Source organism: Nocardia heshunensis (assembly GCF_054782115.1).
The window spans coordinates 481,577-505,892 of the sequence record NZ_BAAGTC010000002.1 but is presented as its reverse complement, the minus strand read 5'-3'; the positions used below and the strand labels follow the sequence as shown (position 1 = coordinate 505,892).

Annotated in this window: 16 protein-coding genes; 7 read left to right on the top strand and 9 right to left on the bottom strand. The window is 69.2% G+C overall.

The window, feature by feature from the left end; translation table 11 throughout:
* Positions 1-125: 125 nt before the first annotated feature.
* From ACYVN4_RS02405 to ACYVN4_RS02380, 6 genes are all read left to right on the top strand, one after another.
* Positions 126-2,996 (top strand): DUF5691 domain-containing protein, encoded by a 2,871-nt coding sequence (locus tag ACYVN4_RS02405; protein ID WP_460717556.1) that lies wholly within the window; start codon positions 126-128, stop codon positions 2,994-2,996.
* Positions 2,997-2,998: 2 nt separating this feature from the next.
* Complete coding sequence (locus ACYVN4_RS02400; protein WP_460718335.1) at positions 2,999-4,093, top strand: ATP-binding protein; 1,095 nt, start codon at positions 2,999-3,001, stop codon at positions 4,091-4,093.
* Positions 4,090-6,393: a DUF5682 family protein gene (locus tag ACYVN4_RS02395; protein ID WP_460717555.1), complete on the top strand. Its 2,304-nt coding sequence runs from the start codon at positions 4,090-4,092 to the stop codon at positions 6,391-6,393. The genes ACYVN4_RS02400 and ACYVN4_RS02395 overlap by 4 nt, the downstream gene beginning before the upstream one ends.
* On the top strand, positions 6,390-7,553 hold the full coding sequence (locus ACYVN4_RS02390) for a VWA domain-containing protein (RefSeq protein WP_460717554.1): 1,164 nt from the start codon (positions 6,390-6,392) through the stop codon (positions 7,551-7,553). Before ACYVN4_RS02395 ends, ACYVN4_RS02390 begins: the two co-directional genes overlap by 4 nt.
* A gap of 181 nt (positions 7,554-7,734) precedes the next feature.
* A complete protein-coding gene (locus ACYVN4_RS02385; protein ID WP_460718334.1) occupies positions 7,735-9,069 on the top strand; it encodes a serine/threonine-protein kinase in 1,335 nt (444 codons plus the stop codon).
* 71 nt (positions 9,070-9,140) lie between these two features.
* Positions 9,141-10,601 carry a hypothetical protein gene (locus ACYVN4_RS02380; RefSeq protein WP_460717553.1) on the top strand — a complete coding sequence of 487 codons (1,461 nt, stop codon included), beginning with the start codon at positions 9,141-9,143 and terminating at the stop codon, positions 10,599-10,601.
* Position 10,602: 1 nt separating this feature from the next.
* Here the strand turns inward: ACYVN4_RS02380 and ACYVN4_RS02375 are convergent, their stop codons facing one another.
* The 9 genes from ACYVN4_RS02375 to ACYVN4_RS02335 form a co-directional block, all read right to left on the bottom strand.
* Complete coding sequence (locus tag ACYVN4_RS02375) at positions 10,603-11,217, bottom strand: TetR/AcrR family transcriptional regulator (RefSeq protein WP_460717552.1); 615 nt, start codon at positions 11,215-11,217, stop codon at positions 10,603-10,605.
* A 25-nt stretch (positions 11,218-11,242) separates the two neighbouring features.
* Positions 11,243-12,157, bottom strand: a complete 915-nt coding sequence (locus ACYVN4_RS02370) for a metallophosphoesterase family protein (RefSeq protein WP_460717551.1) — start codon at positions 12,155-12,157, stop codon at positions 11,243-11,245.
* Positions 12,154-13,857, bottom strand: a complete 1,704-nt coding sequence (locus ACYVN4_RS02365) for an ABC transporter permease (protein WP_460717550.1) — start codon at positions 13,855-13,857, stop codon at positions 12,154-12,156. The genes ACYVN4_RS02370 and ACYVN4_RS02365 overlap by 4 nt, the downstream gene beginning before the upstream one ends.
* The gene (locus ACYVN4_RS02360) at positions 13,854-14,906 is read right to left on the bottom strand and encodes an extracellular solute-binding protein (RefSeq protein WP_460717549.1); all 1,053 of its coding nucleotides are present in this window, start codon (positions 14,904-14,906) and stop codon (positions 13,854-13,856) included. Before ACYVN4_RS02360 ends, ACYVN4_RS02365 begins: the two co-directional genes overlap by 4 nt.
* A 39-nt stretch (positions 14,907-14,945) precedes the next feature.
* Positions 14,946-15,956 carry an ABC transporter ATP-binding protein gene (locus ACYVN4_RS02355; protein ID WP_460717548.1) on the bottom strand — a complete coding sequence of 337 codons (1,011 nt, stop codon included), beginning with the start codon at positions 15,954-15,956 and terminating at the stop codon, positions 14,946-14,948.
* Between the two features lie 87 nt (positions 15,957-16,043).
* Complete coding sequence (locus ACYVN4_RS02350; RefSeq protein ID WP_460717547.1) at positions 16,044-18,692, bottom strand: ABC transporter permease; 2,649 nt, start codon at positions 18,690-18,692, stop codon at positions 16,044-16,046.
* The gene (locus ACYVN4_RS02345; protein ID WP_460717546.1) at positions 18,692-19,465 is read right to left on the bottom strand and encodes an ABC transporter ATP-binding protein; all 774 of its coding nucleotides are present in this window, start codon (positions 19,463-19,465) and stop codon (positions 18,692-18,694) included. Before ACYVN4_RS02345 ends, ACYVN4_RS02350 begins: the two co-directional genes overlap by 1 nt.
* 100 nt (positions 19,466-19,565) lie before the next feature.
* The gene (locus ACYVN4_RS02340; RefSeq protein ID WP_460717545.1) at positions 19,566-21,317 is read right to left on the bottom strand and encodes a serine/threonine-protein kinase; all 1,752 of its coding nucleotides are present in this window, start codon (positions 21,315-21,317) and stop codon (positions 19,566-19,568) included.
* 77 nt (positions 21,318-21,394) lie between these two features.
* Positions 21,395-23,296 carry a serine/threonine-protein kinase gene (locus ACYVN4_RS02335; RefSeq protein ID WP_460717544.1) on the bottom strand — a complete coding sequence of 634 codons (1,902 nt, stop codon included), beginning with the start codon at positions 23,294-23,296 and terminating at the stop codon, positions 21,395-21,397.
* Between the two features lie 163 nt (positions 23,297-23,459).
* Between ACYVN4_RS02335 and ACYVN4_RS02330 the strand changes: the two genes are divergently transcribed.
* Positions 23,460-24,230 carry a deoxyribonuclease IV gene (locus tag ACYVN4_RS02330; RefSeq protein WP_460717543.1) on the top strand — a complete coding sequence of 257 codons (771 nt, stop codon included), beginning with the start codon at positions 23,460-23,462 and terminating at the stop codon, positions 24,228-24,230.
* Positions 24,231-24,316 lie beyond the last annotated feature (86 nt).

The following is a 24,316-nucleotide window of genomic DNA, read 5'->3' as shown; positions in this document are numbered from 1 at the left end:
TCACGGCTATCCCCCGAACCACAACTGGCAGAACGATTTTCACATCACGATTCGGTGCTGTGGGTGCGGGCCGGATCTGTCGGTGCCTTCCGATACAACTTTGCTCAACCGAGGAAGGGGGAAGAATGACCATCGCTTGGACCGCCGATCACATCGGCTCGCTGGCGCCGGACGCCGCGTCGCTGACCGCCGCGCGCAAGCTGCGCAGCAAGTGGAGCGGCACGGGGATCCACGACACAGCGCTGTGGGGGCTGTGTCAGGGCAGCGGGAGCAGGCCGTATCAGACCATCGTGGATCTGTCGGGGCCCGCCTACAAATGCACCTGCCCGAGTCGCAAGTTCCCGTGCAAGCACGCGCTGTCGCTGTTGCTGTCGTGGAGCGCCGGGGAGGTCGCCGAGGCTGATCCGGTCGCGGATTTCGCGGCGGATTGGCTGGGCGGGCGCTCGGCCCGGGCAGCGAAGAAGGCCGCGCCCGACGCCACACCGACACGCGGCTCGACGGCCACCGCGGATCAGCGGCGGGCGCGGGTGAGCGCGGGGCTGGCCGACCTGGATACCTGGCTGACCGACCAGATTCGGACGGGGCTGGCGCAGGCCGACCGGTCGATGCGGGCCTTCGAGACGGTGGCCGCGCGCATGGTCGATGCCCAGGCTCCGGGCGTCGCGTCGACGCTGCGTCAGTTACCGCTGGCCACCACGCATGCGGAATGGCCGCGGCTACTGGTCCGCGAATACGCCCGACTGCACCTGCTCGCCACCGCGCACGCTCGGCTCGACACGCTCTCGCCCGGGTTGCAGGCGAGCGTGCGGACGCACATCGGGTATCCGACGCCCGCCGAGAGCGTGCGCGCCGAGCCCGCCGTGCGGGATCGCTGGCTGGTACTCGGGGTGCGGACCACCGCCGAGGACAACCTGTACACCCGCCGAGTATGGTTGCGCGGCAGGACTTCCGGGCGCTGGGCGCTGCTGGTGGACCACCACTACGGCAGCCCCGCGTTCCCCAACGACACTCCGGCACCCGGGTTCCAAGTGGATGCCAGCGTGCATTTCTATCCCGGCGCCGCACCCTTGCGAGCCATGTGGGGTGCTCGCCACGAGGACATTCCGGAGCCCTTCACCACGATCCCGCTGCTCTCGCAGGGCAGCGTCGCTTCAGCGCTGGAGCAGCAGGCCGCGGCGCTCGGCGCCGATCCCTTCCTGCGGTCGTGGCCAATGCTGCTGGCCGATGTCGTCCCCGTGCGCAGCGAAAATGGCTGGTACATCCTGGAATCCGGTGGGGACGCCCTGCCGGTGTCGGTCGCCGAGGGGGAACCGTGGCGGCTGCTCGGACTGTCGGGCGGACATCCGCTCACCGTGATCGGCGAATGGACGGTGGACGGGCTGGTGCCGGTCGCCGCCCTCGCGGCCGGGAACATGGTGGATGTCGGTGTGGCGGCGGGGAATTCGATTCCGGTGCGCGGCGGCATCGAGGACGGGGCGAGCACCGAGTTGGTGTCGGCGGCGCTGGTGGGGACGGCACGGCGGCAGGCCGATCCGGCGGGGCTGGCCGCTCCGGTGGCGGCAGCGGCGGCGCGGCTGGGCGCGGATTCGGCCGCCGCACTGCTGGAATCGGCTGCGCTACAGGACTGTTTCGCACGCGGTGGGGTGATCGCGGCGACCACGGAGAGTGGCGCGACCGCGACCGATGACGAGCGGCCGTTGCTGCCCGCCGCCGCGGGCGCGCGCCTGGGTGACCTGCTGCGCGACAACTCGCCGTTCCTCGACGAGTGGTTCCTGCTGGTGGGGCCGCGCGATTTCCGGGCTTCCGACGGACTGGTCAGCTTCCTCCTGGATCGGGCGAAAGCGCTTGCCCCGCATCGGGAACCACTGCTGCGGCTGGCCGGGGCGCGGGGGCGGTGGCTGGCCGCGCAGCATCCGGGCTGGCGGTCGCTGGTGCGCGCGGCCGCCGAGGACGAGCAGGTGTGGTCGCACGGCCGGGCCGCGGAGCGGCGCAGCTGGCTCACGCAGCTTCGGCATCGGGATCCGGCGGCCGCGCGGGCGGCGCTGGCCGGGTCCTGGGGCACGGAATCCGGGCCGGGCAAGGCCGAATTGCTGGCCGTGCTCTCCGACGGGCTCTCGATCGAGGACGAGGCGCTGCTGGAGGCCGCGCTCGACGATCGACGGGCCGAGGTGCGGCGGCTGGCGGCGGATCTACTGGGACGGCTCCCGGATTCGGCCTTCGCGCAGCGCATGCGGGAACGGGCCGGGGCGTGGCTGAACTTCGGACAGCATCTGACCCGACCGCAACTGGTGACCACCGGGCCGGGAGTGCTCGACGACGCGGCCAGACGCGACGGTGTCGGAGATTCGTTCGGGTACACCGCCTATCGCGCCGACGGCGCACCGGATCTGGCAACCGAATGGCTGCATCGGGTGGTGGCGGGTACGCCGCTGTCGCATTGGACGCGGGTGCTCGGTTCCCCCGAGGAGGCCGTGCGGGTGTCCATGGCCCAGAACGTGCGCGGGCCGATGTTCGCAGGCTGGACGGATGCGGCACTGGCACAACACGATTCGGAGTGGGCGGCGGCACTGTTCGGGGCCGTGTCCGGCACCAACGCCCGCGACGCCGACACCGAGAAACTGCGCGAGCTGTTCGCGCTGCAACCGGAGGACGCGCAGATCCGGCACCTGCGCGGCCTGGATTCCAGCTGGCTGGCCGAGATCGAATCCCTGTTGCGCGCCATGCCGCATCCGTGGCCCGGACCGATGGCCGAGCATGTGCTGCGGCTGCTGCTGGAACGCGCGCAACTGTCCGCCGAGCGGCCCGGCGCGCCGAGCCTGGTGCCCGGCTCGTATCGGACGCTGTTCCGCGCGGCGTCCACCCACTTCCCGGTCGGGGTGGCCCCGGCGGTGGCCGCCATCGCCCGGCAATGCGCGGATGCCTACTGGGAGCAGGCCTTCGACCAGCTCTCGCATGACCTCATTGAACGCAAGACGATGCTCGAGGAGTTGCAGTGACCATGACTCAGGAACGGGACGCCCTGCTGCGCCCGCACGCCGAACAGGCCTTCGCCGACGAACTGAAGGTGCTGGCCGCCGCCGACGATCGGCCGCGTCCGCCCTCCTGGAAGCTGTCGCCGTGGGCGGTGGTCACCTATCTGCTGGGTGGCACGCTGAGCGACGGGACCGTCATCTCACCCAAGTACGTGGGGCCGCGACGGCTGATGGAGGTCGCGGTCGCGACCCTGGCCACCGATCGCGCACTGCTGCTGATCGGCGTGCCCGGCACCGCGAAAACCTGGGTGTCGGAACATCTTTCGGCCGCCATCGCCGGGCATTCCACGCTGCTGGTACAGGGCACGTCCGGCACCGCGGAGGAGGCCATCCGCTACGGCTGGAACTACGCCCGGCTGCTGGCCGAGGGTCCGAGCGAGGCGGCACTGGTGCCCTCCCCCATCATGACCGCCATGAAGGCCGGGTCCATCGCCCGGCTCGAGGAGCTCACCCGCATCCCGTCGGATGTACAGGACGCGCTCATCACGGTGCTGTCGGAGAAGACGCTGCCGGTGCCGGAACTGGGCATGGAGGTGCAGGCGGCCAAGGGCTTCAACGTGATCGCCACCGCCAATGACCGCGACCGCGGCGTCAACGAGCTGTCCTCCGCGCTGCGCCGCCGATTCAACACCGTGGTGCTGCCGCTGCCGGCCGGGGAGGACGAAGAGGTCTCCATCGTGACCCGGCGCGTCGAACAGCTCGGCGTCGCACTGGAATTGCCGACGGTGCCCGCCGCCGCCGAGGAGATCCGCCGGGTGGTGCGGGTGTTCCGGGAGCTGCGCTCGGGCATGACCGAGGACGGTCGCACCAAGCTCAAGTCGCCGTCGGGCACGCTGTCGACCGCCGAGGCGATCTCGGTCATCACCAATGGCATCGCGCTGGCGGCGCACTTCGGTGACGGGGTGCTGCGGCCCACCGATATCGCGGGTGCGGTGCTGGGCGCGATCGTCAAGGATCCGGTCGCCGACCAGGTGGTGTGGACGGAGTACCTGGAGGCCGTGGTGCGCCAGCGGCCCGAATGGGCCGACTTCTACCGGGCCTGCCGCGAGGTGCACGAATGACCGTCACTGCCGAGGCGGAGATAGCCGCCGAGACCACGGCGGCAGCCGAGACCCGGGTATTCGGGATCCGCCATCACGGGCCCGGTTCGGCACGGTCGCTGCGGCTGGCGCTGCAGCGGTTCCGGCCCGACGCCATTCTGATCGAGGGTCCGGCCGACGCCGATCCGCTGGTCGGATACCTGGCGGCCGAGGGGATGGAGCCGCCGGTCGCCCTGCTCGCCTACCAGCCCGACGTGCCCGCCAAGGCCGCGTTCTGGCCGTTCGCGGCCTTCTCCCCCGAGTGGGTGGCGATGCGGTACGCGACGGAAAACGGTGTGTCCGTGGGGTTCTGTGATCTGCCCGCGGCGGTCGCGCTGGCCGTCGAGGACGAGCCGGGCGATCGGACCGATCCACTGGGCATCCTGGCCGCGGCGGCCGGATACGACGATGCCGAGCGCTGGTGGGATGCGATTGTCGAATCGTCCTCGGACGCCGATATTTTCGCGGCGGTCAACGAGGCCATGGGTGCGCTGCGCGAGCACGCCGAGACGTCCGAATCCGTTGTCCCGGTGGAGGGGTCCGGGACAGCGGAGAGCGAGGAGCCGTTCTCGGTCGAGTCGGCGCGGATCACCGTGGATGCGCACACGTTGCGGCGCGAGGCGCAGATGCGGCAGGTGATGCGGAAGTCCTTGAAGGACGGCGCGAAACGGCTGGCCGTGGTGTGCGGCGCGTGGCATGCGCCGGCGCTGGAGGGCAAACTGGGTCCGGCGGCGGCCGACGCCCGGCTGCTCAAGGGCATGCCCAAGGCCAAGGCGACGCTGACCTGGGTGCCGTGGACGCATTCACGGTTGGCGAGCTCGTCCGGGTACGGGGCCGGGGTCACCTCGCCCGGCTGGTATCACCATCTGTTCACCGAAACCGAGCAGCCGATCGCGCGCTGGCTGACCAAGGTGGCGGGGACGCTACGGGCTCATGATCTGCCGGTCTCCAGTGCGCACATCATCGAATCCGTGCGGCTGGCAGACACTCTCGCGACATTGCGGGGGCGGCCGCTGGCCGGGCTGTCGGAGGTCACCGAGGCCACCCGGGCGGTGCTGTGCGACGGGGACGAGACCATGCTGCGGTTGGTCAGCACCGAACTGGTGGTGGGCGAGGCGCTGGGGACGGTGCCCGACGGCACGCCGACGGTGCCGTTGGAGGCGGATCTGCGGGCGCAGATCAAGACGCTGCGGCTCAAGCAGCAGGCGCTCGAGAAGACCTTGGACCTGGATCTGCGCACCGACGGCGGGCTGGCGAGATCGCGCCTGCTGCACCGGCTTCGGCTGCTGGGGATCGGGTGGGGGCGGCTGACCGACAGCCAGGTGCGCAATACCGGCACCTTCCGGGAGACCTGGACGCTGCGGTGGCGGCCGGAGCTTTCGATCTCGATCGTCGAGGCGTCGCGCTGGGGGACGACCTTGCGCTCGGCGGCCGAGGCGAAGATTCTCGAGCTCGCCGCAGATCCGGAGGCGACGGTCGGCAAGGTGGCGAACGCGCTCGAGGAGGCATTGCTGGCCGATCTCGGCGGGGCCACCGACGGGCTGATCGCGCGGCTGGAATCGGTGGCGGCACTGGATCACGATGTGACGCACCTGTTGTCGGCACTACCCGGGCTGCTGCGGATTGCGCGCTACGGCGATGTGCGTGGTACCGACTCCGCCGCGCTGACCAGGGTGGCCGACAGTCTGCTGATCCGCAGTTGCGCCGGATTGCCCGGGGCGGTCACAGGTTTGGACAATGACGCGGCGGCGGCCCTGCGGGCGCAACTCGATGCGGTGCATCTGGCGTTGTCCGCGCGCGACAACGAATGGGCCACGGGGACTTGGCTGTCCACCTTGGCCACGCTCGCCGATCGTGACGATGTGAACGGCGGGATCGTGGGGCGGGCCGTGCGCCTGCTCTGCGACGCCGAGCGCATCGACGGCGAGGAATCGGGGCGGCGACTCTCGGCGGCCTTGTCGGTGGGCCGCACGGCTCCCGACAAGGCGGCCTGGATCGACGGGTTCCTGGGCGGGCGCGGGCTGCTGCTGGTGCACGACCGAAACCTGTTGGCGCTCATCGACGACTGGCTGTGCGGGCTGGACGAGGCACAGTTCGTGGCGACGCTGCCGTTGCTGCGGCGGACGTTCGGCGCGTTCGAATCCGGCGAACGGCAGGCCATCGGGCAGGCGGTGCGGCACGGGGCGCCGACGGCGGCGAGCACCCGTCGCACCGATTACGACAGCAACCGCGGCACCGTGGCACTGACCGCCGCGCTCGAGATTCTGGGGGTTTCGGTATGAGTGAAGTAGCGGACAGTCAGGCCCGGCGCTGGCGGCTGGTACTCGGCAGCGCGGGCGAGGAGGGGCTCGGTGGGGGCGGACTCGGCAATGCCGACGATCAGGCCATGGATCGGGCGCTGGGCGCGCTCTACGACTCCGGCGGGCCGGGCGGATCCGGGCGGCGCTCCGGTGGGCTCGGCGGGTCCGCGCCGCAGGTGTCGCGGTGGCTCGGCGACATTCGGCATTATTTCCCATCGACGGTGGTGGAGGTGATGCAGCGCGATGCGGTGGATCGGCTCAACCTCACCGAACTGCTGCTCGAACCCGAACTGCTGGAGGCGGTCGAGCCGGACGTGCATCTGGTCGGCACGCTGCTGAGCCTCAATCGGGTGATGCCCGAGACCACCAAGGCCACCGCGCGCATGGTGGTGGAGAAGGTGGTCAAGGAGATCGAGCGGCGGATCGCGGCGCAGACGGTGGCGGCGGTGGGCGGGGCATTGAACCGCGCGGCGCGGGTGTCGCGGCCGAAACTGCGAGACATCGACTGGGACCGCACGATTCGCAAGAACCTGGCGAACTATCTGCCGGAGCATCGGACGGTGGTGCCGGAGCGGCTGGTCGGGTACGGGCGCAAGGCACAGGCGGTGAAACGCGATGTGGTGCTGGCGATCGACCAGTCCGGGTCGATGGCGTCCAGCGTGGTTTACGCCTCGGTGTTCGGTGCGGTGCTGGCGTCCATGCGATCGCTGCGCACCTCGCTGGTGGTATTCGACACCGCCGTCGTGGATCTCACCGAGAAACTGACGGATCCGGTGGAGGTGCTCTTCGGCACCCAGCTGGGCGGCGGCACCGACATCAATCGTGCCATCGCCTATTCACAGTCGCTCATCACCCGCCCGGCGGACTCGCTGTTCGTGCTGATCTCGGATCTGTACGAGGGCGGGGTGCGCGCGGAGATGTTGCGGCGCATCCGGTCCATGAAGGAGGCGGGCGTGCAGGTGGTGGTGCTGCTGGCGCTGTCCGACGACGGGGCACCGGCCTACGACCGCGACAACGCGGCCGCGCTGACCGCCCTGGGCGTGCCCGCCTTCGCGTGCACTCCCGACCGCTTCCCGGACCTGCTCGCGGTGGCACTGGATCGCGGTGACGTGCAGGCTTGGGCGCATCGCAACGCCGGGTAGTTCGGTATCGCAGCGCAAGGTAACGCCAAGTCAGCGACAATTGAGCGTCGGCCAACGCTGATAGGCTGCCAGCGGATTTGGTCTCGTGGCAGATTTGGTTTCGGGAAGCGGGTGCACGATTTTGCGCTCTGGTGATGTGTTCGCCGGTTACGTCATCGAACGCGAGCTCGGCCGGGGTGGCATGGGCTCGGTTTACCTGGCCAAGCATCCGCGTCTGCCGCGGATGACCGCGCTCAAGCTGCTCAATCAGGAGATGTTCTCCGACGACGAGATTCGCGCCCGCTTCATCCGCGAGGCGGATCTCGTCGCCCGGCTCGACCACCCGAATATCGTCACCGTCTACGACCGCGGTGACGAGGGCGAGCAGCTGTGGATCTCCATGCAGTTCATCGACGGCGTGAACGCCTCCTCGATCAGCCCGGGTTCGCTGCCCCCGCAGCGGGCGGTGCAGATCATCGCCGAGACCGCCAAGGCGCTCGACTACGCACACGGGCTCAATGTGCTGCACCGGGATGTGAAGCCCGCCAATATTCTGCTGGCCCGCTCCTCCTCCAAAACCGGCGCGGCCGAACGGGTCTACCTCACCGACTTCGGCATCGCCCGCCTGCGTGACGACACCGGCCACCTCACCCAGACCGGCACGGTCACCGCCACCCTCGCCTACGCCTCCCCCGAGCAGCTCACCGGCGCCACCCTCGACGGCCGCTCCGATCAGTACTCGCTGGCCTGCACGCTGTTCCAATTGCTCACCGGCGTAGTCCCGTTCGAGGGCACCAGCCCCGCCGCGGTCATCCGCGGCCACCTCCAGCAGCCCCCGCCCCCGGCCAGCCCCCGCCGCCAGGCCCTGCCGCCCAGCATCGACGCGGTCCTGACCAGGGCACTGGCCAAGCGCCCCGCCGAACGCTTCCGCTCCTGCGTCGAATTCGCCACCGCCGCCGAACGCGCCCTGTCGGCGCCCGTGGCTCCCCCGCGCCCGCCGACGCCCGCCCACCCCCAGCCGGTGGTCACCCCGCGCCCCCCGACCCCGATCCGCCCGCAGCCGGTCATCCAGCAACAGCCGAATCTCCAGCAGCAGCCGATCCCGCGCCCGCCCGCACCCACCCCCTCCACGCCCCGCCCTCTGGTAGGCCCCGGCCCGGCCTACACCAACCCGGTCCCCACCTACGCCACCCCGCAGACCTCCGCGCCGAACTACCCCAGCCAGCAGGTCTCGANCCCGGTCCCCACCTACGCCACCCCGCAGACCTCCGCGCCGAACTACCCCAGCCAGCAGGTCTCGACCCCCTCCTACACCCCACCCCCCACCTACCCGCCCCGCACCTCACCCCCACCCACTTACAATCCCCCGCAAAAGAATTCGAACACCACCGCCTGGCTGATCGCCGCCATCGTCACGGTCCTGATCGTCGTCATCATCGTGATCGCGATCATCGTCAAGAGCAGCAAGTCCAAGGCCGACGCCCCCCAGTTCCCGGACACCGCCGTCACCCTGGCCCTTCCTGCTGGCGAGTTCTGAACGAATTTCCTCAGAGCTTCCTTAGACCGCGCTGAGCACTGGATTAAGACACGTCGTCTTAAATTGAGGATGTGAAGTTCAGGCAGAAGACTCAGGTTGTGGTTGGGCTCGGCGTCGCGCTGGCGGTGGCGGGGCAGATGGCGCCGGCGTGGGCGGAGAACGATGCGGTGCCGGTCAATCCGTATATGTCGTCGGGGGCGGTGAGCAATGCGCACGACGACTCGTACATGAGCAATTCGGTCGCGCACGCGGGGCCGCGGAGCGGGGACCTCGATGTGCGGCAGGTTTACATGGGTAAGCCGGAGTCGCCGATCGGGGCGTGCATGACGACCATGTTCGACAGCAAGGGGAACATGTTCGCGGAATGCGCGGGGCCGCAGCGGGCTTGGCTGGTGTGGATGGATCCGCACACCCTCGCCACGAAGGCGGTGTACGACCTGCCGAACGGGCCGGTGCCCGCCGTGTCGTACGTGTACATCGACAATCAGGATCGGATCGTGGCGGCGACAGCCAACCGGTCGGTCGAGGTGATCGAAGCGGTGCCGGGGCCGCAGCCGGGGTTCCGCAAGGTGCGGGACTACGACCTGAGCAGCGTGCTCGCGCCCACGGACAAGATCGTCGGCGTGATGCCCGACTGGAGTGGACGGATCTGGTTCGCCACCATGGGCAAGGGGAATCTCGCGGGCACCCAGGTGGGTAGCCAGGATGCCGTGGTCGGCACCATCGACCCGAATTCCGGTGCGGTGCAGGCGACGACGCTGCAGGGCGAGGCGGTCGGCAATTCGCTGGCGGCCGACGAGACCCAGGGCGTGTACCTCGCCACGGACAAGGCCATGTACCGGTTCCAGGCCGATGCCGCAGGCGCGCCGTCGATTTCGTGGCGACAGGGCTACGAGAATGTCGGCGTGCGCAAGCCGGGCCAGCAGAGCACCGGCACCGGCACGACTCCCGCGGTGATCGGCAGCGGGTATGTGGCCATCACGGACAATGCCGATCCCATGAATGTGATGGTGTACCGCCGGGATACGGGCGCGCAGGTGTGCAAGCAGCCCGTGTTCGACGCGCCGTCGGACCGGCTGCCGGACGGCGCACCGGTGAAATATGCGAGTGCGACCGAGAATTCGCTGGTGTCGGTGGACAACGGGCTGATCGTCGAGAACAACTACGGCACCCAGCTCGCGGTCGACGGGGGTAGCAAGGACAGCCGGTCCGGGGTCGCGCGCATCGATATCGCGCCCGACGGGAGCGGATGTTCGGTGGCGTGGACCAATGACGCCTCGGTGCCGTCGGTGGTGTCCAAGCACTCCTACGCGACCGGGCTGCTCTACACCTACACCCGCGAGGGCGATCCGGTCGGGCTCGGCACCTGGTATTTCACCGCCATCGACGCGGCGACCGGGAAGACCGTGTTCAAGACCAGGACCGGCACCGGGCCGGGGTTCGACAGCACGTATTCGGCCATGACCATCGGACCCGACGGATCCGCGTACCTCGGCACCGACACGGGACTGCTCGGGGTGTTCCCCCGCTAGGTCAGTCGGGCCTGTCCAGCAGGACCGTACCCATGGCGATCAGGTCGGCGGCGGTGCGGTGGATGCCCGCCACCCCCTGCCCCTCGCCGCGATCGTGCAGGGTCTCCAGGTGGGCGAAGGCGCGGGCGGCGAGCACCACGAACAGCGACAGCCGCTGCCGGATGAGCGCGGGATCGTGGTCGGGCAGGGCCTGTTGCAACAGCGGCCCGGCCTGCAACGCACCCACGAAATGAGCTGCCCACCGCGCCTCGATCAGCCCGAGACTCAGGTCGATGATCATGCGGTCGGTGAAGCGGGCGATCCAACTGGGATAGCCTGCGGTCGCGAGGGTTTCGGCGGCGGGCTGGATCAGCGCGGTGAGAATCTCCTCGACGGTGACCTGCTCCGGATCCAGCTCGGCCAGCATCTCGCGGCGGCGCTGCTCACCGCGCTCGGAACGGGTGGTGATGATCGCCTCGAGCAGCCCGTCCTTGGTGCCGAAGTGGTACTGGGCCGCCGAGTTGTTGCGCTGCCCGGCCACCACGCCCACCTGCCGCAACGAGAGTGCGGAGAACCCGTGTTGTGCCACGAGCTGTTCCGCGGCGGCGATCAACAGGAGGCGGGCGTCTGCGCTCATCCCGCCACTGTAGAGGGAGGCTGGATCACTGCTTTCCGACGGTGAATCCGGGGTGGTCGCGGGCAGCCGCGCGGGCGGGTTCGAGCAGGTGGTCGGGGCCGTGCAGGGTCCAGATCACCGTGCCGCCGGTGGCGGGATAGTTGGCGAACTGCTTCCCGATCTCGTCTTCGGTTGCGACGGTGAGGGATTCGCGCACGATCGGCGAAGTATCGACGGCGTGCGAGGTGAGACTGTCACCGATACGCAGTTCGAGGTAACCGCGCGGGCCGGTCTCGGACTTGCGGGCGGGATGCGGGCTGCCCGCGAACGCGGCCGTCCCGATCCAACTGCGCTGATGGATGTGGCCGAGCGCCCAGTAGTCGTAGCCGTGAGCGTCGAGGACGGCCGAAGTGGTGGGGGCGCAGGGTCGTCGGCTGCGCTCGCCGGTGAGACTGGTGTGCAGAATCCCGATATTCGTGACGTCGGGCAGCGGTGCGGGATAGTCGGCGGCGAGGTCGCGGTGTTCGTCGCGGGCGGCGATGGAGCGGGCGTGCAGGGCGATGCCGAGCTCGGGCCAGTGATGAGTGGTGGCCGCGTCGGCGGGCGCGATCCAGCAGCTCGGTGGCGGCCGAAGCTGCGGCGGCAGTGGGGATTCGGCGTCGTGATTGCCCCAGGCGAGCGCGACGGGGATGCCCGCGTCGTGCAGGTCGTCCAGGGCCCGCTGAGCGGTGGCGAGGGTGCGCGGGTCTGTCTCGTGCCGGTCGAACAGATCACCGGCGATGAGCACACCGTCGTAGCGCTCGGCCAGAATCCGTTGCCGCAGTGCATCGAAGGCGTCATAGGCCGCCTGCACCGGGTCGATGACCGGGCAGCCGGGGTACTCCGGCAGCGCGCGCAGGCGCGCGCCCAAATGAATGTCGGCGAGGTGGGCCAGGCGGATGACGTCCCCGCCCGGCGTCATCGCCCGACCCGATCGGTGACGCGATGCCGCCACCACTCCAGCACCACCAGGACCGCGGTGGAGCTGAGCACCCCGATCACCGTCATCGCCATGGCCTCGGCGCGATGCCCCTGATCGAACTGCCCGAGGATCCACGGCGACAGCAGCGGCAGCGACGACGGCCGGATCATCGAGGAGGCCACCACTTCACGCACACCCAGCAGGAAGGCCAGCAGCCAGCCCGCCACGAGGCCGGGCATGAGCAGCGGAATCGTGATGCGACGCAACACCTGCCAGGTGCTCGCACCCGCGGCCGCCGCCGCTTCCAGCAGCGTGTCGTCGATGGCGGCGTAGGCGGTCTTCACCTGCTGCAGCGCCATCGGCAGCGTGATGACGACGTAGGCGAGCACCACCATGCCGCGCGTGTTGTACGGCGTGACCGGCAGCCAGGGCGCATTCCAGAGGAAGATGAAGCCGATCACCAGCACGATGGTCGGCACGGTGTCGGGAGCCACGCCGAGTAGGTCGACGGCCCGGCGCAGCCCGGACCCGTTGCGCGACTCCGGATCCCGGCCACGCCGAACGATCACCAGGGCGCACGCCACGGCCAGCACGGTGGTCACGGTCGCCGCGAGCAGCGCCAGTTCGACACTGTTCTGCAGCGCCTCCAGCCCACGACCGGGACGCAGCACCTTCGTGAAGTAGTCGAAGGTGAGGTTGTCCGGCGTCGGCGGCTTCGACCGCAGAATCGTCATGGCCCCCAAGATGATCGAGATGTACGGCACCACGACCGACAGCAGCAGCACCAGCGCGGGCCACAGCACGGCCAGCCGGGTCCAGCCACCGACCACCGTGGCCCGGCGGGTGGCGCGGCCACCGAACCCGACCTCGCGGCGGCTCACCCACTGCTGCAGACCCCACACCGTCATCCCCATGGCCAGCAGCAGGCTCGAAAAGGCCGCGGCACGGGGGAAATTCAGCGGATCGATGGTGACGTTCCCGTAGATCTCCGATACCAGCACCGGGAACCCGATCCGGTTGCCGAGGGTGACCGGCGTCCCGAATTCGCCTGCGGCCCGGATGAAGACGATCAGCGCGCCGAGCGCGTAGGTGGGGGTGAGCAGCGGGGCGACGATCAACCGCAGCCGCTGCCCGGCCGAGGCCCCGGCCACCGCGGCCATCTCGTCGGCGCTGGCGGGAATGGTGTCGAGCCGATTGCGCAGCAACAGGTACAGGAAGGTGAAGATCTCGCACGCCATGATGGCGGCCATGCCGAACGGGGTCTCCACCACGTGGCGCAGCCCCGTGCCGAACGGGCCCAGCCAGCGCTCGGCGAGCCCGTTGACGCGGGTGAAGTCCAGCCACGCCATGGCGGCCACGTAGGGCGGCGTCAGGAACGGCACCATGACGGCGATATCGATCCAGCGGTGCCGCCGCAGCGGCGTCCACGACATGAGGAACGCCAGCGGCGCGGCCATCACGGTGGCGATGACCACGACCAGCACACCCAGCCACACCGTATTGCCGACGATGCGCAGATTCGCGGGCCGAGTGAGTTGTCCTAGCGCCGACGGGCTGCCGTCGTATCCCGTCACCGACCGGATGAGCACCGCCACCAGCGGCGCGGCCACGCCGACCAGCAGCAGGGCCAGCAGGGCATACGCCCCACTGCCTTTGCGGGGTCGGCGGGCCGTATCAGGCGCGTCGAGCTCCAGGCTCACGCCGCGCCCAGGTAGCGCTTGGTGAATTCGGCGAGCACGTCGGAACCGCTGGCCTTGACCTGGTCCCAGGTGAAGGCGAGCTGCTTGACGTCCTCGAACTTGCGGGTCCCGGCGGCGACGGCCACGTCCGGGCGGGCCGGAATCATCTTGTGCGCGGCCGAGATCTGCTGGCCCTGCTGGGCGAACATGAAGTCCAGGAACGCCTTCGCGGCGGCCGGGTTCTTGGAGTCCTTCAGAATGAACACCGGCCGCGGGGTGACGGTGGTGCCGGAGGACGGCGAGATCACCTGCAGCGGTTCGCCCTTGGCGATGGCGTCGTAGGCGGAGTAATCGACGCCGCCCAGCACCACGGCATGCGAGCCCGCGGTGACATCGTCGAGCGCCGGGCCGTTGGCGCCGTGCACGGACATGCCGTTGGCGAAGAGCTTGTCGAACAGCTCCCAGGTCTTGTCCTTGCCCCAGACCGCGGCCATGGCGGCGATCAGGTCACGCGCGGTACCGGATTCGCGGGGGTCGGGCATGACGACCTTGCCCTTGTAGTCCGGCCCGGTCAGGTCGGCCCAGTCCTGCGGCTTGACCGAGATGGCCTTGGTGTTGACCACCAGGGTCAGCGCGGAACCGTCGCGACCGGTGAAGAGGTCGCTGTTGCCCGCCCAGCCGTCGCGGATCTTGTCGGATTCGGCCGGGCGGTAGGCCAGGGCGCGGCCGTCGGCGGCGTACTTGGCGGCGGGCGTCCAGGAGGCCAGGTAGGCGATGTCGGCCTGCGGATTCGCCCATTCCGCATCGAGTTTCGCGGTGACCTTGCCGGTCTCGCCCGCGAAGACGTGCACCTTCACCCCCGACGCCTTGGTGAAGGCGGCCACCAGGTCGTCGGTGAGTTCCTGCGGGTTGGCCGAGTACAGGGTCAGCTCACCGGAAATGCCCGCGGGGGCCGTCCAGGTGCTCGACACCTGGGCCTTCGAGCTGTCGTCGGTGGCCGACCCACAACCGGCGAGCACCAGAGCGGAGGCGAGCGCACCGGCGGCAAAAGCGCGGCGGGACAGAGTCATTTCGGGGTTTCCTCTCGAAAGGCATGGCGAAGAAGAAGATCAGGCGGCGGGCGTGAAGATGTCGTCCGCGCGCAACGCGAGTCGCAGTTCGGTGCCGATGGCGTGGGCGCGCCGGTCCGGCACGGTCCAGAGCCGGTCGACCCCGGCGATCTCGCAGTGCAGGTGATAGGCGCCGCCGGTGAACACGAGCGAGCGGACCGTCCCCGACACGGTCAGCTCCTCGGCCCCGGCGGGCGAATCACCCAGGACGCGCACGAATTCGGCCCGCACCCCGCCACCGTCGGGCAGCGGGTTGAAGGTGCCGACGAACTCGGCGACGAACAGATCGGCGGGCCGGTGGTAGAGCTCCTCCGGGCTGCCGTGCTGCAGGATGCGGCCAGCCCGCATCACCACGATGCGGTCGGACAGGCTCATGGCCTCGGCCTGATCGTGGGTGACGAAGACCGTCGTCACCCCGAGTTCGGTGGTCAGCGCCCGGATTTCGGTGCGCAGCTGCTCGCGCAGGGCCGCGTCGAGCGCCGAGAGCGGCTCGTCCATGAGCAGCAGGCTGGGCCGTGCCACCAGGGCGCGGGCGATGGCGACGCGCTGCTGCTGGCCGCCGGAGAGCTGATGCGGCATCTTCGCCGCGGCCCCGGCCAGGTCCACCCGCGCCAGCGCCTCACTCACCCGGCGTTCGGTCTCGGCGCGGTCGATGCCGGTGACCCGCAGCGGGAAGCCGACATTCGCGGCCACCGTCAGGTGCGGCCACAGCGCCAGGTCCTGGAACACCATGCCCAGCCCGCGCCGGCGCGGCGGCACGAACACGCCCCGCTCGACATCGCAGACCACCTCGTCGCCGAAGCCGATCCGCCCCTGCTGCGGCCGATCCAGCCCGGCCAGCAGGCGCAGCAGCGTGGATTTTCCGCAGCCGGAGGGACCCAGCACGGACAGGAATTCACCCGGTTCGATCACCAGATCGGTGGGCAGCAAACCGGTTCCGTCCGGATAGGTACGGGTCAGATTCGCCAGGACAACGCGTGTCCCGATTCCCGTCCCAGCCACAGCAAACATGGCGGCTGACAATATGCAGCGATTCTGTCCGATTCGGGCGTCCCGGGTGAACGTTCGGTGACAACTCGACCGTTCACCCGGCGCACTTCACAGATCCGCGATGGCCGCCAGCGGTGGCGTCCGCGCCGCCCGGATGGCGGGCCACAGGGCGGCCAGCACACCGACCACGCCGGAGGCGATCAGCATCAGCACGATCTGGATCCACGGCACCGCGATGGTCGCGATCCCGAACTCGGCGAGCGTCTTCAGGAAGCCGACGCCCAGCCCGATGCCCAGCACCACACCGACCACCGCGCCGAAGATGGCGATCAGCATGGACTCCAGATAGATGCTGCGCCGCACCTGCGGACGCTGCATGCCCACCGCGCGCAGCATGCCGATCTCGCGGCGCCGCTCCACCACCGACAGCGCGAGGGTGTTCACGATGCCGAGGATGGCGATGATGACGGCCAAGGCGAGCAGTGCGTAGAGCACCGCGAGCAGGGTGTCGATCTGCTTGCCCTGCGCGCCCTTGAAGTCGTTGCGGTCCTCCACCTGCACGATGGCGAACGGGTCGACGGCCTTCTCCAGATTGGTGCGCATGGTAGCGAGATTCGCGCCGGGCTCCGCCTTCAATGCCACCAGGAAGCTGCTCTGGAAGTTCGGCGGCACGGCCTTCTCGTACAGGTTCATCGGCGCGACCAGCGCACCCAGCAGCGTCGTGTCCTTGTACACGCCGACCACATTGACCTTGTACTTCTTGAAGTCGATGGTGTCGACGTCGACGCTGTCGCCGACCTTCCAGTTGTGGTCGGAGGCAAAGGTTTCCGACACCATGACGTCGTCGTCACCGAGCGTGTCGGTGCCGCGCTGCACGTGATAGTTGAGCACCGAGCTCATCGGCCCCTCGGGCACGGTGCCGATCACCTGCTTGCCGTCGACCTTGAGCGCGATGCCGTGGAAGGCCACCACGTCCTGCACCTGCGGCACGTTCTTGACGGCGGCGGTGGCGGTCAGCGGGACGCTGATGATGCCGCCGGGCGGACCGGCCAGCATGTAGTCGGCCTTCACGCCCTTGTCGACCAGATCGCCGATGCTGGCCTTGGCCGACGCCCCGAGCATGGCGATGGCCGAGACCAGCAGCACGCCCAGGGTGAGCGCGAACGCCGTGGCCGCCGTGCGATTCGGATTGCGGATCGCATTGCTGCGCGCCATCTTTCCGGTCGTCCCGAAGGGCCGCACCAGCACGCCCAGCACCGTCAGCACCGGCTTGGAGAGGGCGGGCGAGACCAGCAGGACCGCCAGAATCAGTGCCAGCGCGCCGAATCCGACCGTGCGGGCGGCATCGCCGCCGCTGCCCTGCGCGCCGATCACCGCCAGCACGACACCGGCGATGCCGAGTACGACACCGAATCCGGGCCGCAGCCAACGCGAGCTGAGCACCGACTGCGCGCCGTCGGCGGCACCGGCCAGCTTCGCCTTCCGCAGCGTCGTCACCAGCCACTGCGCGGGCGCGCCCAGCCGCCGGGCACCCGTGCTCGGCGCGGAGGCTTCCCGCATGGCCTCGACCGGCGGCGTGGTCGCGGCGCGGCGTGCGGGAGCCCACGCGCTCACCATGGTCACCACCACGCCGATCGCCAGCGCGATCACGACCGTGCGCGGCTCCACCGACATGTGCCCGGCGGGCAGGCCGACGTTGAAGGCCTTGAGCGCCGCGGAGATACCGAATGCCAGACCGATGCCGCAGATCAGGCCGATGGCACTGCCTATCAACCCGATCAGGGCCGCCTCGGATACGACGGACCAGCCGACCTGGCGACTGCTCGCGCCGACCGCACGCAGCAGGGCGAGCTCTCGCAATCGCTGGGTGACGAGCATCGAGAAGGTGTTGTAGATGATGAACGTGCCCACCAGCACCGCGATCGCGCCGAAGGCCAGCAGGAAGTAGTTGAGGAACTTGAGCCGATCGGCGATCTGCGCCTTCAGATCCGCGCGGACCTGATCGCCGTTCTGCACCTTGTCATCCGGATACGCCTTCGCAATCTCGTCGCGCAGCGCGTTCGCCGTCACCCCGGGCTGCGCGGCGACATCCACGTAGGCGACATGCTTGCCGTCGGTGAACAGGTCGCGTGCCTGATCGGAATCGAACAGCAGGTTGATGAAACCGCCGGTGTCCGAAGCCAAGTCGAAGATGCCGGTCACCGTGACATCGATATTGCCCTTGGACGGGATCAGCACCTTGGTCTTGTCGCCCACGTGCAATCCGGCCCGATTCGCGCCGCCCTGGTTGATCGCGATGTCACCGGGCTTGCTCGGCGCCACGCCGTCGAGGAACTTGGTCGGGACGCCGACCGCCTTGTCCGGCGGCAGATACGAGTTGCCGACCGTGGGCGCGCCGCCGACCTGAACCGCCTTGCCGTCCGGCTTCAGCAGCACCACCGGGCCGTAGGTCGCCGGAGCGGCCGCGCGAACCCCGGGCAGCGCCGCGATCTTGTCGACGTCCGAGTACGGAATGCCCACCGACTGCTGATACGGATTGTCCAGGGACTGGCCCTCTTTGGGCTGCACCCGCACATCCACCCCGGCCGCCTGCCCGGCGAAAATATCGTCGAACGCGCGCTGCAGGGTATCGGTGAACATGTAGGTGCCCGCGACGAACGCGGTGCCCAGCACCACCGACAGCACGGTCAGGAACAACCGCACCTTGTGCGCGGCGAGATTGCGCAAGGCGACCTTGCGCATGGGATTCGCAGCCATCAGAGCGTCTCCAGCGACTTCATCTTGTCGAGCACGGATTCCGCTGTGGGCTCCCGCAATTCGTCCACGATCTTGCCGTCGGCGAGGAACACGACCCGGTCGGCATAGGAGGCGGCGCGCGGATCGTGGGTCACGATCACCACGGTCTGACCGAACTCGTTGACCGCGGCGCGCAGGATGCTGAGCACCTCGCCCGAGGAATGCGAGTCCAGGTTGCCGGTCGGCTCGTCACCGAAGATGATGTCCGGCTTGCCCGCCAGCGCGCGGGCACAGGCCACGCGCTGCTGCTGACCGCCCGACAGTTCGCTGGGCCGATGGGTGAGGCGGTCGTTGAGGCCCAGCCGCTTGGTCACGGTGGAGAGCCACTCCTCGTCCGGCTTGCGGCCCGCGATGTCCAGCGGCAGCGTGATGTTCTCCAGCGCGGTCAGCGTGGGCACCAGATTGAACGCCTGGAAGACGAAGCCGATGCGGTCGCGGCGCAGTGCGGTCATCTGCTTGTCGGAGAGCCGGGTGAGATCCGTCTCACCGATGTGGACGGTGCCCGCGGTGGCGGAATCCAGTCCGGCCAGGCAGTGCATGAGCGTCGATTTGCCGGAGCCCGAGGGGCCCATGATCGCCGTGAACTCGCCCTTCGCGAACTCGGCCGTCACCCCGTCCAGCGCGCGGACCTGCATATCGCCCGACCCGTAGAGCTTCATCAGGTCTGTCGCCCGGGCGGCGACCGCGGTCGCGCCCTGTTCGAGAGTGACGGGATCCGAGACGTTCGAAGTCATGATGTCCAGTGTGTCGAGGTTCGATGACGGGCGCCATCCGGGATACCCCCGATTGGTGCGTCCTCACAGACTCCACACGAATTCCGGCCGCTGCCAGCCCTCAATTGATGGGGGCGGCCTTCCACCACTGCAGTAGTTGATCATCGGTGGTGAGCAGGGCCGTGCTGTACATCAGGAACGCATGCTTGGGCTGTTTGTCCTGCTTGTCCTGCCCCTGGTGGAACTCGGTCACCAGCCGCGGCCGCAGCAGCGTGCTGCCGGTGAGCTGATAGTTCGTATACCGGGTGCCGTGCAGCCGAATGTCCGAGCGGGTCGCCGAGAGCGCGTTGACCGCCTCGTCGGCGTCGGCCTGCGAGCGATACATCACGAAGCGGAAGGCCGGATGGCCCACGCTGCCCGCGCAATCCCAGGCCATGGCCCAATTGCCGAGGTCCGGATCGCCCGCGCCGGTGTCGGGTGGCGGGGACGAATGCTGGTAGGCGGTGCAGGCCGCGCCCTGATAACCGGTGCCGGAGTTCGAGTCCGAGGCGGGATCCGAGGACGGCAGCATCTGCGGGAAACGCTCGCTGAGCACCGCGGCGTCCGCGCCCGAATGCTCGGGCAGACCGGCCGCCGGATCGGTGGTCTCGGTCACCGTGGGCTCGGGATCGTCGGTGGGCGGCAGCGGTGCGGCGGTGGTGGCCGGGGCGTGCGAGTTGCCCCGCTCGTCGAGCACGGCCACGATGCCGCCGATCGCCATCAGCGACAGCACGATGAAGGCGGCCACGGTCAGCAGGCAGCCGCGCAGCCGTTTCTTCTTCTTGCGCGGGGGCGGCGGCGGGACCGGGCGGGCCACCGGACGCGGGGCGCTCTGCGTCGGCGTGGGGGCCTGCCGGGTCGCGGTCGCCGCGGGGGCCTGCCGGGTGTAGGCGGCCGTCGCGGGCCGCTGGTTCGGGGGCGCCGGGAGCGGTGCGGCGAGGGGCGCCGCCGGGGTGGAAGCCGGTGCGGCGAAAGGCGAATGCGGGATCACCCGGGTCGTGCCCGCCGGATTCTCCAGTGCCTGCCGGGCGGCATTCGCGAAGTCCGTGCACGAATCGAACCGGCCCTCGGGATGCTTGGCCAGCCCGCGGGCCAGCACCGCGTCCAGTGCCGGGGGCAGACCGGGCCGGGCCTGGCTGACCGGCGGCACCGGCTGATTCAGGTGACCGTGGATGATGCCCACCGGATGCTCGGCATTGAACGGCACATCGCCGGTGAGCAGGCGGAACATGGTGCAGGCCAGCGAATACTGGTCCGAGCGCGCGTCCAGCGGCTGACCCGAAAGCTGTTCCGGGGAGGCGAAGGCCAGGGTCGCGGTGAACGAACCCGTCTGGGTGAGCTTGGTGGCGTCGTCCCGCAGGCGGGCAATGCCGAAGTCCGCCAGGAAGACCCGCTCCTCGCCGTCCGCGTACTCCAGCAGGATGTTGGCGGGCTTCACATCCCGGTGCAGCACGCCGCGGCGATGCGCGAAGTCCAGCGCCTTCGCGGTCTCGGCGATGATCCGGATGGCCTGGCGCGGCGGCAGATTCGCCGCCTCCAGCTTGGCGGCATCCGGGCCGTCGATGTAGCGCATGGCAATCCACGGCTGGTCGCCGTCGATGCCGCGATCGTAGACCGGCACGATATTCGGGTGCTCGAGCTGCGCCACCAGGTCGGCCTCGCGCTCGAAGCGCCGCCGGACCTCGATGTCGCCGAACGCGTCACGACTGAGCAGTTTGAGCGCGATCAGTCGGGGTAGTCGGGGATGACGGGCCAGATACACCGATCCCATTCCGCCGCGGCCGAGTTCGCGTTCGATCTCGTAACCGGCGAACCTTTCTCCGCTACGCAGCACAAAGACCCTTTCGACCGACTCCTTCGGATCGCGACCCTACGTGCCCGGCGCGGGGCTGTCATATGCCCAGGTCAACCTCAGGCGAGCGGCGCGTTCTTCCACCACTTCAGGACGTCGTCCAGGCTGCCGGACAGACCGTCGGTGTACATCACGTACTGGGCCTTGTCACCGGCGAAGGCGGTCACCAGGCGCGGGTGATCGTCGTCGGTGAACTGGTAGTTGGTGTAGGACTTGCCGCCATTGGCGCCCTGCGACTTGCTGCCCGACAGGCCGCCCAGCACCGACTGCGCGTCAGCGGCGGAACCGTAGGCGAAGATCCGGTAGAACGGGTCGGCATTGTTGCTGCCGCCGTAGCAGCGCCACTGCACCGTGTACTTGCCGAAGTCCGGGGTGCCGTCGGTAGCGTCGGAGGCCACCGGGGAATCGGCCACCCAGCAGGTGGCGCCGTTGAAGCCCTTACCGCCGGTCTTGGTGGCGGGCAACAACTTCGGGAACGCCTGCGCCGCCGTCGACCAGTCGACCTGCTTGTCCGCGGCCGGCGCCACCGCCGCGGAGGTCTGATCCGCGCCCTTGGTGGTGCTGGACTTGCTGCTACCCGCGGCCGCCACCACCGCGACCACCACGATGATCAGCACCACCACGGCCGCGATAATGCCGATGATCAGGCCGGTATTGGACTTCTGCGGCGCGGAGCGGTGCGCGCCGGTCGGCGCGACCGGCGGCCGCTGCGGCTGCGCGGGCGCCTGGTAGGCGTAGGACGGCGGCTGCGTGTACTGATTGGTGCCGCGCGCGGTGTAGTTACCGGTCACCGGCTTCGGCGGCGCCGTATTCAGGTGCGCCGGAGCCGGATTCATCTGCTGCGGAGCCGAATTGATGTGCGCCGGCGGCGCGGTCAGATGCGGCGGCGTCGGATTGACCTGCGTCGGAGCGGGATACGGCTGCGCCGGACCGGTCTGCGGGTGCGGCATCGCGCCACCGGTGTACATCGGCATGCCGGTTTGCATTTGACCGCCGGTCAGCTGCTGCGGCATCACCGGCATCGGTGGGGTGGTCCGGCCGACCAGCGGCATCGCGGGCGCGCTCGGCTGGGCGAGGGCGCGCCGGGCGGCGGCCGCGAAATCGCTGCAGCTGGGGAAGCGGTCCTCGGGACGCTTGGCCATGGCCTTGGCGATCACCATGTCCAGGCTCGGCGGCAGGCCGGGGCGCGCGCTGCTCACCGGCGGCGGCGGGCTCTGCAGGTGGCCCTGGATCACGGCGGCCGGGTTGGTGGTCGAGAACGGGCCGTGCCCGGTGAACAGCCAGAACAGGGTGCAGGCCAGCGAATACTGGTCGGAGCGGCCGTCCAGCGCGGAACCGGTCAGCTGCTCCGGCGAGGCGTAGGCGAGGGTCGCGGTGAACGTCCCGGTCTGGGTGAGGTGACCGCTGTCGTCGCGCAGCCGCGCAATGCCGAAGTCGGTCAGGTACACCCGCTCGCCCTTACCGCCGGTGGAGCGGGCCAGCAGGATATTGGCGGGCTTCACATCCCGGTGCAGGACGCCGTTGCGGTGCGCGTAGTCCAGGGCGTCGGCGGTCTCGGCCACGATCTGCACGGCCCGCTCCGCCGGCAGCGTCTGCGGCGTCACGCTCGCGGCGTCGACGCCGTCGATGTACTGCATGGAGATCCACAGCTGGCCGTCCTCGAGCCCACGGTCGTAGACGGTGACAATATTGTGGTGATCCAGCTGCGAGACCAGGTCGGCCTCGCGCTCGAAACGGGCCCGGACCTCCTTGTCGAAGACCATCTCCCGATTCAGCAGCTTGAGCGCCGTCAACCGCGGCAAGCGCGGATGCTTGGCCAGATACACCGAACCCATGCCACCCCGGCCGAGCTGCCGTTCGATGACATACTCGGCAAAAACGTCACCTTCGGACAGCATGACGATCTCCCACTCTCCACTCCACGTGCCGGGACCCACCAGCGCGTGAGGTACTACAGACAATCGGCGTGATCGTTCGAGGGCCGACGCGAAAACACCGAAACTGTAGCCGATTCACGGCTTACCGAACTATCTACGCAAGCCCCGCTAACGCAACACTCAACGTTTGCTTGTAGTCGCAGGTGACCGCCCTCACCCTGTCGGAGGTCGGGTCTAGGCTGGCCACATGCGTATTGGAGCTCACGTCCGAATGGACAGCGACCCGATCGGCTTCGGCGAGAAGCTCGGGGCCGACGTCATCCAGATGTTCGTGGTGGATCCGCAGAGCTGGGACAAGCCGACACCGCATCCGCTGACCGAGGAGATCAAGGCCAGCGAGATCGATGTGGTGGTGCATTCGTCCTATCAGATCAATGTGGCCAGCCTGAACAATCGGCTGCGCATGCCCTCGCGCAATGCGGTGGCGCAGCAGGCCAAGGCCGCCGCCGAGCTCGGGGCCTTCGGGCTGGTGGTGCACGGCGGGCACGTCCGTTCCGACGCCGAGATGGTGGAGGGATTCGTCAACTGGCGCAAGCTGTTCGAGCGCCAGCAGGACAAGGGCGGATTCGCGGTACCGATCCTGATCGAGAACACCGCGGGCGGAAACCATGCCATGGCACGGCATTTCGATGATATCGGCAGGCTGTGGGACGCGGTCGGCGACTTCGGGGCCGGGTTCTGCCTCGACACCTGCCACGCCTGGGCGGGCGGTGAGGATCTGGTCGGGATCGTGGAGCGGATCAAGGCCATCACCGGGCGCATCGATCTGGTGCATTTGAATTCGTCGCGGGACGCGTTCGATTCGGGTGCGGACCGGCACGCCAATTTCTCGGACGGGACCATCGATCCACAGTTGCTGGCGGAGGTGTGCCGGACCGCGGACGCGCCGGTGATTCTGGAGACGCCGGGTGAAGGCGTCGCCGACGACCTGGCTTACCTGCGCGAGCACGTCGGCTAGCGCTTCTCGATCCGGCCGCGCGCGTTTCGATCCGGCTGATCCTGAACCTGTTTCGGCGGGCGGGTCGCTGGTGTCCTGATGGGGGC